The sequence below is a fragment of the Mesorhizobium sp. WSM4828 genome, assembly GCF_055811175.1.
Map to the genome: position 1 here is coordinate 64,722 of NZ_JBVVQK010000004.1, position 12,464 is coordinate 77,185.

At 62.1% G+C, this 12,464-nt stretch carries 12 protein-coding genes; 9 read left to right on the plus strand and 3 right to left on the minus strand.

Annotation, left to right across the window (positions count from 1 at the left end; all coding sequences use genetic code 11):
* Positions 1 to 2: 2 nt before the first annotated feature.
* Positions 3 to 1,082: a GntR family transcriptional regulator gene (locus AC0L2X_RS06685; protein WP_473558819.1), complete on the minus strand. Its 1,080-nt coding sequence runs from the start codon at positions 1,080 to 1,082 to the stop codon at positions 3 to 5.
* A 94-nt stretch (positions 1,083 to 1,176) separates the two neighbouring features.
* On the opposite strand from AC0L2X_RS06685, the gene AC0L2X_RS06690 reads away from it, so the two are divergent.
* The 8 genes from AC0L2X_RS06690 (at position 1,177) to AC0L2X_RS06725 (ending at position 8,598) form a co-directional block, all read left to right on the plus strand.
* Entirely contained in the window at positions 1,177 to 2,241 is a 1,065-nt protein-coding gene (locus tag AC0L2X_RS06690; protein ID WP_473599553.1) for a polyamine ABC transporter substrate-binding protein, read from the plus strand.
* A gap of 106 nt (positions 2,242 to 2,347) precedes the next feature.
* Positions 2,348 to 3,190: an ABC transporter permease gene (locus AC0L2X_RS06695; RefSeq protein ID WP_473599554.1), complete on the plus strand. Its 843-nt coding sequence runs from the start codon at positions 2,348 to 2,350 to the stop codon at positions 3,188 to 3,190.
* Positions 3,183 to 3,977: an ABC transporter permease gene (locus AC0L2X_RS06700; RefSeq protein WP_352454154.1), complete on the plus strand. Its 795-nt coding sequence runs from the start codon at positions 3,183 to 3,185 to the stop codon at positions 3,975 to 3,977. The genes AC0L2X_RS06695 and AC0L2X_RS06700 overlap by 8 nt, the downstream gene beginning before the upstream one ends.
* On the plus strand, positions 3,974 to 5,047 hold the full coding sequence (locus AC0L2X_RS06705) for an ABC transporter ATP-binding protein (RefSeq protein ID WP_473599454.1): 1,074 nt from the start codon (positions 3,974 to 3,976) through the stop codon (positions 5,045 to 5,047). The genes AC0L2X_RS06700 and AC0L2X_RS06705 overlap by 4 nt, the downstream gene beginning before the upstream one ends.
* Before the next feature lie 17 nt (positions 5,048 to 5,064).
* The gene (locus AC0L2X_RS06710) at positions 5,065 to 6,339 is read left to right on the plus strand and encodes a glycosyltransferase (RefSeq protein ID WP_473599455.1); all 1,275 of its coding nucleotides are present in this window, start codon (positions 5,065 to 5,067) and stop codon (positions 6,337 to 6,339) included.
* A complete protein-coding gene (locus AC0L2X_RS06715) occupies positions 6,336 to 6,683 on the plus strand; it encodes a cupin domain-containing protein (RefSeq protein WP_473558829.1) in 348 nt (115 codons plus the stop codon). Before AC0L2X_RS06710 ends, AC0L2X_RS06715 begins: the two co-directional genes overlap by 4 nt.
* Before the next feature lie 23 nt (positions 6,684 to 6,706).
* Positions 6,707 to 7,051 (plus strand): cupin domain-containing protein, encoded by a 345-nt coding sequence (locus AC0L2X_RS06720; protein WP_473599456.1) that lies wholly within the window; start codon positions 6,707 to 6,709, stop codon positions 7,049 to 7,051.
* 20 nt (positions 7,052 to 7,071) lie between these two features.
* Entirely contained in the window at positions 7,072 to 8,598 is a 1,527-nt protein-coding gene (locus AC0L2X_RS06725; RefSeq protein WP_473599457.1) for an aldehyde dehydrogenase family protein, read from the plus strand.
* Between the two features lie 108 nt (positions 8,599 to 8,706).
* Here the strand turns inward: AC0L2X_RS06725 and AC0L2X_RS06730 are convergent, their stop codons facing one another.
* Positions 8,707 to 10,056, minus strand: coding sequence for a PQQ-dependent sugar dehydrogenase (locus AC0L2X_RS06730; RefSeq protein ID WP_473599458.1), 1,350 nt, complete (start codon positions 10,054 to 10,056; stop codon positions 8,707 to 8,709).
* Between the two features lie 396 nt (positions 10,057 to 10,452).
* Here AC0L2X_RS06730 and AC0L2X_RS06735 point away from each other — a divergent pair, with 396 nt between their 5' ends.
* A complete protein-coding gene (locus tag AC0L2X_RS06735; RefSeq protein ID WP_473558942.1) occupies positions 10,453 to 11,412 on the plus strand; it encodes a DMT family transporter in 960 nt (319 codons plus the stop codon).
* Between the two features lie 69 nt (positions 11,413 to 11,481).
* Here AC0L2X_RS06735 and AC0L2X_RS06740 read toward each other — a convergent pair whose 3' ends face one another.
* The gene (locus AC0L2X_RS06740) at positions 11,482 to 12,438 is read right to left on the minus strand and encodes an ROK family protein (protein ID WP_473599555.1); all 957 of its coding nucleotides are present in this window, start codon (positions 12,436 to 12,438) and stop codon (positions 11,482 to 11,484) included.
* Positions 12,439 to 12,464: the final 26 nt, after the last annotated feature.

The window sequence follows — 12,464 nt, forward strand, 5'->3', positions numbered from 1 at the left end:
CGTTATTCCGGCCGGCTGATCATGCCGAACAGCGCGGGCGCCCCGCGACTGGCCGCCTGCGGTCGCTGGCTGCGGGAAAGCCGCAGATGGACCCGAAGCAGATCGGCTGCAACCTCGTACTGCTGGCTCTCCAGATGGTCGAGTATGGTCAGATGCTCGCGCAATGATTGCTTCAGCCGGAAGACATTGACGCCGGCATACGTTCCCGGCAGCCGGCGCAGCCTGAGATGATCGGCCAACGCCTCGGCGACGAAGCGGTTGGCGGAACCACCGGCGATCATCCCGTGAAAATCGATGTCCAGCCGTTGGAACTCTCTGGAATCGAATGCCGCGTCGGGCAGAGCCAGCAGCATTTCCATGCCCTGTCGCAAGGCTGCCGCGCGCGTCCCATCCAGCCGGAACCCAGGCGCCAGAAGGGCGGCGGGTTCCAGCAACAGCCGGAATTCATAGCTCTCCCCTTGTGCGCCAGGATCGTCAGGCACTCTCCTGAAAAGCCAGGACTGCCCCGGCGCGCGGTCCAGAAGATTTTCCTCGGCCAGTTTCTTCAGCGATTTTAGTACTGTCCTGCGCTCGGCACTATACCGTCGCATCAGCGCGCCGACGGTGACCGTCTGGTCCAACCGGCGCGCCGAGCGGTCTCGCAGGATCATGTCGGCAAGTTCATCCTCCTCGGCGCTCGGCAGGTCGGCGGCGACGGTCGCCTGGCTCGTGAGGTCTAAGGCCAAGCGATAGCCGGACTCAGCCTCCCATTGAACTACGCCTTTTTCAGTGAGCAGACGCAACGCGGCCCGCACCGGAGTTCGGGATACGTTGCAGAGCGAAGCGATCTGCTGCTCCGGGAGATGAGCGCCGGGTTCAAAGCCGCGTTGCCGGGCCACATCGAGAATGCGCTGTGCAAGGTCGAGATGGTTGGTGCGGGGACGTCGGGCTGCAACTTGCATGGCAATTCTCATGAAGGACTTGGCGGCTGAGGTTTGGCCGATTGCCCTTGCGGATGCGGTCGGCCGGGATTCCCCCGTGCTTTGACAAATTATGGATTGACGTACTTTTTTCTGCAATAGTACTGTGAGATCAATCGGCAATAAAAAGACCGGGGAACAGGATCGAAGCGGCCCTACGGCTGCAAGCGCTGGTCCGACGACTAAGTTCGATGATCAACCAGAATGGGAGTCTGTCATAACCACCACCACCCTGCGGCACCGTCCGTTAAGGAAATCCTTGATCGCACTTGGCCTTGGCCTGGCGCTATCAGCGCCGGCGGCTGCCTCCGACCTCGTTATCTCCAACTGGGACGGCTACATGGCGCCGGATGCCATGAAAGCTTTCAAGGCGGCGACCGGTGTCTCCGGCGAAGTCGTGGTTCACGCCACCAACGAGGAGATCATGGGCAAGCTCGTCGCGTCCGGCGGCAAGGGCTATGACGTGGTCTTCGTCTCCTCGCCCTTTGCCGAAGTGCTGAACAAGCTCGGCCTGATCGAGGCGATCGACCATGCCAAGATCCCTAACCTCGCCAATCTCTATCCCGAGGCGGCGAAGCTGCCGCACGACGCCGGCAACAATTTTTCCGTGCCCTACACTTGGGGCACCACCGGCCTTTGCTACCGTTCGGATCTGGTGAAGGCGGAGCCGGTGAGCTGGAACGACCTTCTCGCCCCGTCCGACGCGCTCAAGGGCAAGACGACGATGCTGGCGACCGACCGCTGGCTGCTTGCTGCCGGCCAACTCGCCAAGGGCTATTCGGTGAACGAGACCGATCCGGCAAAGCTCAGCGAAGTCAAGGACCTGCTGATCTCGGCCAAGAAGACCTTGCTGGCCTATGACGACACGACCTTTTATTCAAAGCTGGTCTCGGGCGAGGCGCTGATGGTTCAGGCATGGGATGGCTGGTGCAATTACGGGATCGCCGAGAATTCACAAATTAAATACACCATACCGAAAGAAGGCTCGGATCTCTGGGTCGATACAATGGTCGTGATGAAGGCATCGGCCAACAAGGACGCCGCCTTCCAGTTCATCAACTTCATGCTGGACGCCAAGAACCACGCCTGGGCGGCCCAGAACATCGACTACAAGGTACCGAACAAGCCGGCTATGGAAAGCCTGCCGGCCGATTTTCTCGCCAAATTTCCCAATATGAGCATGCCGGTGGCAGAGTTGGTCAAGTTCGAGCAGTTGCGCGATGTCGGCGATGCCCAACGCGACTACTCGAAGATCGTCAGCGAAATCAAGGCCGCGCAATAACCGACATCAAAATCAGAGATCCCGGTCGACGGCGGGGTTTTCGCCGCCGACCGTTGAATGCGGTACCGCAATCTTGTCCCAAACCAGACTTCGCTCATCCTTGCTGATGACGCCGGCGCTGGCCTGGCTCACCGCCTTGATGGTCGTGCCATGCGCGCTGGTGCTGGCGCTCGCCTTCTTCCGGCGCGGCATCTATGGCGGCATCGATTACACTTTCACGCTGGAGAATTTCGGGCTGGTGTTCGACCCGCTCTATGCCGGCATCTTCCTCAATTCGGCGCGCATTGCCGGTACGGCAACCCTGGTCGCGGTGGTGATCGGCTATGCCGCCGCCTATGCGATCGCGGCAGTACCCCGCCGGCTGCAGCCGGTGTTTCTGTTCTTTGCCGTCTTGCCCTTCTGGTCCAATTACCTGATCCGTACCTATGCCTGGATCGTGCTGCTCAACCGCGAAGGGCTGATCACACAACTGTTGCGCTGGTTCGGCTACACCGGCGAGCCGCCGTCGATGCTTTATACCGAAGGCGCCGTCATCGCCGGTCTGGTCTACAACTATCTGCCCTTCGTCATCCTGGCCTGCTACGCGCCGCTGTCGCGGCTCAATCCGGAGCTCGCAGAGGCCTCGCGCGATCTCGGCGCGTCGACCGTGACCACATTTCGCCGGGTCATCCTGCCACTGACCGTGCCGGGTATCGCCGCCGGTGCTGTTTTCGTCTTCGTGCTGTCGATCGGCAATTTCGTGACCCCTGCTCTGCTCGGCGGCGGGCGTTTCCAGATGATCGGCAATGTCGTCTACGAGCAGTTCCTGACCGCCAATGACTGGCCGTTCGGTGCGGCACTGGCAATGGTGCTGATCGCCATCATGCTGCTGGTGCTGACGGCGCAGGCCCTGGCTGCTGATCGCGCCTTGGGCCGTACCGCCGAAGCGAGAGGAGGCGCCGATGGCTGAGCGCTCCCTCGCGACGAGGCGCGCGCTCTGGCTCGTGCTTTCACTGGTCCTGGCCTTCCTCTACATCCCGATCGCCGTGCTGGTGGCGCTGTCGTTCAACCAAGGCGGGCTGCCGACCGTCTGGTCGGGCTTTTCGCTGAAATGGTATGTCTCGCTAATCGGAAACGCCGCAATCCTTTCTGCCGCCCTCAACACACTGATCGTGGCGCTTGTCTCGACCGCCATCGCCACGCTGCTCGGCACACTGCTGGCGATCGGCGTCGAAATACGTCGGCAATACGGCAAAGGTCTCGAGGCGCTGATCTTTGCGCCGATGATCATTCCCGACATCGTGCTGGCGATCGCGCTGCTCAGCTTCTTCTCGATGCTTGATCTCACCTTGGGCCTGCACACCATCATCCTCGCCCATGTCGTCTTCAATCTCGCCTTCGTCTGCTCCGTGGTGCGCGCGCGGCTGAAAAGCTTCGACTGGTCGATCGTCGAGGCCTCTGCCGATCTCGGCGCTTCCGCGCTCACAACATTTCGGCGGGTGACGTTGCCGGTGATCCTGCCTGCCGTCGTCGCCGGCGCGCTGCTCGCCTTCACCCTTTCGGTCGACGAATTCATCATCGCCTTCTTCACCGCCGGCGCCGGCCGCGCCTCGACCACGCTGCCGATGCAGATCTATTCGATGATCCGCTTCGGCATCACGCCGGAGATCAATGCCTTGGCGACTATCGTCATGGCGGTCTCGATCACCGCGCTGACCCTGTCGCAGCGGCTCAACCGTGGGGTGATCGGCCAATGAACGAGCCCCGCACGCTGCTGGCGATCGACAACGTGTCGAAGAAGTTCGGCCGGGTGACGGCGGTCGACGGCATTTCACTGGATATCCGCGAGAACGAGTTCTTCGCCTTGCTTGGACCTTCGGGCTGCGGCAAGACAACGCTGCTGCGCATGCTGGCCGGCTTTGAGACGCCCAATGACGGGCGCATCCTGCTCGACGGCCGCGACATCGCCAGGACCCCACCCAATAAGCGGCCGGTCAATCTGATGTTCCAGTCCTATGCGCTGTTTCCGCATATGAGCGTCAGGGCCAATGTTTCCTACGGCCTCGAAATGGAACGCTTGCCTGCAAAGGAAATCCGCTCCCGTGTCGACGCCATTTTGGTGACGACCGAACTCGTTGCCTTCGCCGACCGCAAGCCGGAGCAATTGTCCGGCGGGCAGAAGCAGCGCGTCGCGCTTGCCCGAGCGCTGGTCAAGCGACCACGGCTGCTTCTGCTCGACGAGCCTCTCGGTGCGCTCGACAAGAAATTGCGCGGGGCCATGCAACTGGAGCTGAAGCGGCTGCAGCACGAGGTCGGCATCACCTTCGTCATCGTCACCCACGACCAGGAGGAATCGCTGGTCATGGCCGACCGTATGGCAGTGCTCAGGGACGGCAAGCTGCTGCAATGCGATACACCCCATGCGGTCTACGAGCATCCGGGGGACCGTTTCGTCGCCGACTTCATCGGCGTCATGAATTTCGTACCGGGCAAAGCCGTCGGCGACGGCGTGCTGGCAAGCAACGGCGTGCGGATCACCGGCGATGTTCCCGCAACACTTTCGCCCGGCGCTGCGGCGGTAGCTTCAGTCCGGCCCGAACGCATCCGGCTGTTCCCGTCGGCAGAAACGGCCAACCGTATCTTCGGCGCGGTCGAGTCGCTGGCCTATCAGGGACTCGATCTGCAACTGCATGTCCGCACCGCCCTGTCGCCAAAGCCGTTCCTGGTGCGCATCACCGCCGACGCCGCCGACCGCCGCCCGGTCTCGTCGGGCGATACAGTCGAGCTCGGCTGGGATGCGGCTGACGTCAGAATTTTCGCAGATTGATCGAAGGAGAACCTCTCATGGCGCAGAAGACGATCGCGTTCTTTCCGGAGGCCGCTTATGGCCCCGCGCTCAATTCCGTCGGCATAGCCCAGGCGATCGAGGCGCGCGGCCACAGAGCGGTGTTCCTGTCTGACCCGGGCTTCGTCGACGTCTACAAGGGCTACGGCTTCGAGGCTCATCCGGTAAACCTGTCCGAGCCGATGCCGCCGGAACAGATGGCCAAGTTCTGGGAAGACTTCATCAACGGCCACATCCCGAACTTCCGCAAATCGCCCTACGACCAGGTCGACAATTACGTGAAGGATTGCTGGACGGCGATCGTCGACAGCGCCAAATGGGCTGAGAAGGATCTGCCTGGCGTGCTTGCGACGATCAAGCCTGATGTCATCTGCGTCGACAACGTCATCCTGTTCCCGGCGATCAAGCAGTATGGCAAGCCCTGGGTGCGCGTCATCTCCTGCTCGGAAAACGAGATCGAGGACGAGGACATTCCGCCACATCTGTCCGGCTGCGGCGAGAACGACCACGCCTGCCATCAGCGTTACCGCGACCATTTCAACGCCGTCATCAAGCCGATCCATGACGACTTCAATGCGTTTTTGAAAGCGAACAACGAAGCGCCGTATCCGATCGGCCAGTTCTTCGAGGCCTCGCCCTACCTCAATCTGCTGCTCTACCCCGAGGCGGCAAAGTTCAAGCGCCGCTATCCGCTCGACCCGGCAAAATTCCAATATCTGGAAGGCTGCGTGCGGCAGGAGAAGCCCTACACCGTGCCGGTTTTTGCGAAGAATAATGACGGGCCGCTGCTCTATGTTTCCTTCGGCAGCCTTGGCGCCGGCGATGTCGATCTGCTGAAGCGCATCGTCGCAACGTTGGGCAAGACGCGCTACCGGGCGCTGGTCAATGTCGGCGGCTACAAGGAGCAGTACGCGCAAGTGCCCGAAAACGTCATCATCGACAGCTGGTTTCCCCAGCCCTCGGTCATCCCGCAGGTCGATGCGGTGATCCACCACGGCGGCAACAACTCGTTCACCGAGTGCCTGTATTTCGGCAAGCCAGCGATCATCATGCCCTACGTCTGGGACGGCCACGACAATGCGACGCGGGTCGAGGAAACCGGCCACGGCTTCGGCATGCCGCGCTACGACTGGAGCGACGCCGAGCTCATCGCCAGGATCGAAACCTGCCCGACCGACCGGGCAATCAAGGCCAAGCTGGCCAAGACGTCGGCCCAGATGCAATCGCAGAATGGCCCCGAAAAGGCGGCTGGTTTGCTGGAGAAATTGCTGTGACCTCCGCCCCACACCTCCACCAAGCCTCGACCCGCACCGACCTCGTCGACTGGGGCACCCAGCCCGATGCGCTGGAAGGCGCTTCGCACTCCACCGGCAGGCTGGTGCACAAGGGGCCGAACAACCAGCCGGAATCCGGCATCTGGGTCTGCACGTCCGGTTGCTGGCGGCTGGCGATTCCGCGCGACGAATTGTGCCATTTCGTTGCCGGCCGCGCGACCTACAGATCGGACGACGGCGAGGTGATCGAGGTATCCGCCGCCACGGTTGTCATGTTCCCGGCCGGTTGGACCGGCGAATGCACCGTCCACGAGACCATCCGCAACGTTTACATGCTGGCCTAAAGGCGGCCACTGGAGCTCCCGACATGCCGACACCAATCATGAAATCGCCGCTCGCCATCACCGACCTTGTCGACTGGGGTGTCATTCCGAAAATGATCGAGGGTGAATCCCGCACCTCGGGCAAACTGCTGCACAAGGGGCCGGAAGGCCGCTCCGAATGCGGACTATGGGTCTGCACCCCCGGCAAATGGCACTGCCATGTCACCCGGGACGAATTCTGCCACTTCCTCGAGGGACGCTGCACCTATGTCCATGAATCCGGCGAGGTGATCGAGATCGAACCGGACACCGCAGCGTTCTTTCCGCAGGACTGGAAAGGCGTCTGCACCGTCCATGAGACGATCACGAAGGTCTACATGATCCGCTGAGCGGGCTTGAAAGGACGACCATGGATTTTTCAGCTGACCGGCCGGCCTTTTTCGTCAATCCGGATTATCGGTCGATGACCGGCACGAAAAAACCGGTAATCGATCCGGCGACACTGGAGACCGTCGGCGTAATAGCCGCCGCCGGCGACACTGAAATCGACGCCGTGCTCACCGCAGCGACCAAGGCGCAAACGGCCTGGAAAAGGCTCGACGCCAAGAGCCGTGCCCGGCATCTGCACGCCGTCGCGAACGCCATCGAAGCGGCTGACTTCATGCGCTGTGCCGAGCTGATGGTGCGCGAGATGGGCAAGCCCTATCCGGAGGCGATCGGCGAGATCGCCAATTGCGCGCCGATCTTCCGCTACTACGCCGAGATGGCCCGTGATGATGCCGGCAAGATCGCCGGCACGACGCAGGCCGGTTCGTTCCAGTATGCCCGCTACGAGCCCTACGGCACGTCGGTGCACATCATGCCTTACAATTTTCCGATCCTGCTGATGTGCTGGACCGTCGCCGCCTCGCTTGCCGCCGGCAATGCCTGCGTGATCAAGCCCGCCGAAGCGACGACATTGTCGACGCTGGATTACATGACCGTGTTCCGCTCCCTGCCGGAGGGCCTGGTTTCCTGCATGCCAGGTGGAGCAGCAACGGCGCAGGCGCTGATCGCCTCGGACCGCACGCATGTGGTTGCTTTCACCGGTTCGGTCGCCGCCGGCAAGGCTGTCGCCGTCGCATGTGCAGAGCGCATGAAGCCTTGCGTCATCGAGGCCGGCGGCAGCGATCCCCTGATCATCAGCAAGCACGCCCCGCTGGACGTGGCGGCGGCCGGCAGCGTCACTGCCGCGTTCCATCTTACGGGCCAGGTCTGCACTTCGGCCGAACGGTTCTTCGTGGTTGATGCCGTTCACGACCGCTTCGTCGATCTGTTTGCCGAGAAGACGCGCGCGCTGCGTATCGGCAACGGGCTGGACAAGAGCGAGATCGGACCGCTGGTTAGCGAGGCCGCGCGCGCGAAGGTCATCCTGCTGGTCGACGATGCGATCCGCAGCGGTGCCAAAGCGATCACCGGCGGACGCATTCCGCCGGCACATAATGTGGGCTGGTTCTACGAGCCGACCATCCTGACCGGCATCACCCCCGACATGGCAATCGTGCGCGAAGAGTGTTTCGGGCCGGTCGCCGCGATCTGCCGGATCAAGGATTTCAACGAGGCGATAGAGCTTGCCAACGACAGCCCCTTCGGTCTCGGCGCCTCGGTCTTCACCACCGATCTTGCCGAAGCGCATGAGGCCGCGGAGCGGCTCGAGGCCGGCATGGTCTGGGTGAACAATCCGCTGATCGACAATGACGCGTTGCCGTTCGGGGGCTGGAAGGCTTCGGGCCTCGGCCGCGAGCTCGGCCGCCAGGGTCTGGATGCATTCCGCCGCTCGAAGATGGTCATCATCGACCACAGACCGGAGATTCAGGGCTGGTGGTATCCCTATCCTGACAGCTGGTTCCGCGAGGCAGGCGGGCGCAAGACTATCTTCAGGCGTGCTGCCAGCTAATTGTTTAGGATATCCGTCTCCGAATACCTGGCATATGCATCGAAACCGTAGCCGAATGAAGCCATATCGGGCGTGGCGTTGTAGCCGGAGTCGGAAAGGCACCTGCGCTCAACGGCCATTCGCCCGGCGGACCCGCCAGATGACGTTACCGACGTCATCGGCGACGAGCAGTGCGCCAGTCTGATCGATTGCAACGCCGACCGGACGGCCCATCGCCTCGCCATTTCGCCCGATGAAGCCAGTGAGCACATCTTTCGGAGGACCGCTCGGTTTGCCACCACGGAACGGCACGAAGATCACCTTGTAGCCGCTGTGCACGCTTCTATTCCACGAGCCGTGCTGGCCGACGAAGGCGCCGTTGCCGTAGGCCGGACCGAGCCGGGCGCCTTTGGAGAAGGTCAGTCCCAGCGAGGCGGTATGAGAGCCCAGGGCGTAATCGGGCTTGATCGCCGCCGCCACGAGATCGGGGCGCTGCGGCTTGACGCGTTCGTCGACGTTCTGTCCGTAGTAGCTGTAGGGCCAGCCGTAGAAAGCGCCGTTACGAACCGAAGTCATGTAATCCGGCACAAGGTCGTCGCCGATTTCGTCACGCTCGTTCACGGCGACCCAAAGCTCGCCAGTTTCAGGATTCCAGGAGAGCCCGTTCGGGTTGCGCAGGCCCGAGGCGAAGACCCGAGTGCGGCGGGTCGACCGATCCACTTCAAGGACAGCGGCGCGGTTCTTCTCCGCGGCTATGCCGTTTTCTCCAACGTTGCTGTTGGAACCAATTGTGACATAGAGCTTGCGGCCATCCGGAGTTGCGATCACGTCCTTGGTCCAATGATGGTTGAGGTCTCCGGCCGGCAAGTCGATGATCTTTTCCGGCGACGTGCTGACTCGGGTCTGGCCATTGGAGTAGGGGAAAGCGACGAGCGCGTCGGTATTCGCGACAAAGAGCTTGCCTTTGGACAGCGTCATGCCGAAGGGCGAATTGAGGCCTTCCGCGAATGTCGTGCGCACATCCGCAATGCCATCGCCATCGGTGTCGCGCAGGAGCGTGATGCGGTTGGCACTTTTGGTCGCGGCGCCAGCCCGCTTCATGGCCAGGTCCATGAACACCTTTCTAAGACTAAAGCCTTCGTCATGCTTGGCAGGGGCATTGGTTTCAGCAACCAGAACGTCGCCGTTCGGAAGCACATGCAGCCAGCGCGGATGGTCGAGGCCGGTGGCGAAGGCGTTCACTGTCAGCCCCTTCGCCGGGGTCGGCATACCGCCTTTCTGCCAGCCTTTCGCCTCGGCGATGTTAACAGTCGGGATCAGTGTCGGTCGTGGTTTCGGTAAGGTGGGATTGGGGCCATAGCCGGTTATTGCCCCGGTTTTTTGCGCCGGCCCGGTTTTTTGCGCCGGAATGCCAGCGCAGCTTGCCACGACGGCGCCCAATACCGCTACGAGTACGCTTCCTCGGAAGCCGGCATGCATTGGACGTCCTCCGCATGGATCTGTGTCGCGCTCTTTGTGTAAACGCAAGTCAGGGGCTTATTCTTCCAATTGGTTCGAAGCAGCGGCACTCGTGATCCGAGGGCCAGGAATTCGCGACAGATCTGCTCTCGGTAGAAATATGGCGCAAGAAGATTGCGGCAACCGCGCGAATATTTGTCGCGATATGAATCTCAGATTCGTATCGCGCGAAATCGATACGGCTTGCGCTTTTCGGTATCGAGTTGCTCATGGGCCAACAGGCGTTCGAATGGAACGAGACCATGAACGGCGGGACCCACAATGACCCACCGATTGCACCAGTTGGTCAAACAGCTGTTGTTGCTGCTTAGCAAGACGCTGCAAATCTGCTAAAGTCTGCGGTGGGAGGAGACGGACATCCAATCGCTGCCGATAGTACATCCAAGTGTAGCGAAGGCGACACCCGGCGCATCACTTCCGCTCGCCTATTCCCTCGCGACGCTCTGCTGGCTCCTGTCGGCCGGCGTCTATATCGCTGCCAAGTGGGTTGCCCCCGAGATGCCGCCCTGGGCGCTCTGCTTCTGGCGGCTGACGCTTGCCTGCGCGATCCTGCTGCCTATCGTCCATCGTCATCACGGGGCGATGCTCGTGCTGATCCAATCCCGGGTGATCGAGGTGCTGGTCATCGGTGCCATCGGGCTGACCTTGTGTCAGGGCATGATCTACACGGGCCTCAACTACACCAACGCGACAACTGCCGGCATCATCATGGCGCTGTCGCCGATCATGACCATGGTGCTTGCCCGTTTTGTGCTCGGCGAGTCCCTCGGTGTCTGGAAAGCGCTTGGAGCGCTGGTCGCTCTGGCCGGCATGGTGGTGATCGTGGCGCGCGGCGACCTTGCTGCGCTGACGCAGCTGCAATTCAATCCCGGCGAGTTGTGGATCGTCGGCAGCGCGTTTTGCTGGGGCCTCTACACCGTGCTGCTGCGTCGCGCCAAATTCGCTATCGAGCTTCTGCCGATGGTGGTCCTGCTGCTGGGAGCCGGCGCGCTGGCCGCACTGCCCTTCTATCTCTGGGAACTGTTTTCCGGGGATCGTTCGGCGCTGCATGCGAACGGCCTTCTGGCTCTCGCCTATGTGGCTGGCCCGGGCGGCGCTCTGATGTACTATCTCTACAACCGTAGCGTCGAGACGCTTGGCGCGGGGCGCGCCAGCATGCTGCTCTATCTCCAGACCGCCTTCGTCGCCGTTCTCGCTTATCTGTTCCTTGGCGAAAGCTTGCAAGACTACGATCTCGCCGGTGCCGCCCTCATCGTCGCCGGCCTGCTGCTCGCCACCGCGATCAAGCCGAGGCAGCGCACGGTGCGTGTCGCGTAGTGAACCTCACCTCCGCCGGAGCGGCGAGGCAGCTCGCAAAATCAGAGCACCACCCGAAGCGAAGCCGGGTCACTGAAGCCGGCTGTTGTGGCGCAGCACGAGGCCGACCGCGCCGAGCAATGCATCGTTCTCCGTGTGCTTGCCAACGATTATCCGTGTGCGCAACGCGGGTGCCACATCGCGGGACTTGATGAGCGTATGGCGTTCATATGACGCGATCAGCGGTGCCAGGAGAATGTCGCCCGCCAACGCCATGCGGCCGCCGATGATGATGAGCGGCGGATTGAGCACCGAACCGATCAAGCCAAGGCCACGACCGGCGAACTCGGCGGTGTCCTCGATCATCCGCAGCGCCCTCACGTCGCCCTTCTCGGCCATCATGATCACGTCGTCCATCGTGACCGGCCGCCGCACGATGCGCGAAATCTGCTCGAGCGGCCGGGCAAAGCTGGCATAGAGCTCCAGGCATCCTCGATTGCCGCACCGGCAAAGGTCGCCACCGGGATCGATGCTGATGTGCCCGAATTCGCCGGCGCCGCCGGCGATGCCGCTCACCAGCCGGCCGTGCTGGACAATGGCCCCGCCGACGCCCAGATCGACCTTGAACAGCACGAAATCGTCCTGGCCGACGGCCGCACCCCACATCAGCTCGGCAATGGCCGAGCAGTTGCTCTCATTGTCGGCGAAGATCGGCTGTTCGAGGACCGGCCCGAACACATCGCGGATGTTGACCCCGGCCCAGGTCGGAACGATACTCGCGCGCAGCACCACTCCTTCGCGGCTGACTGGGCCCGAGACGGAGACCCCAACCCCCAGGAGCCCCGCCATCGGCAGACCGTTCTCTTCGTAGCATCGGGCAATTACTGACTTGGCAAGCTGGGCCGCCTGTTGCGGCTGGTAGTCCAGACCCATGGGGATAGTTTGTTCGGCAACGAAAGAATGCGACACGTCGGCGACGACACACCGCATTTCGTCGAGGCCCAGATGGATGCCGACGCAGGTGCCCGCAGCGGGATTGAGCGTCAATGTCGTGGCAGGCCTGCCAATACCCC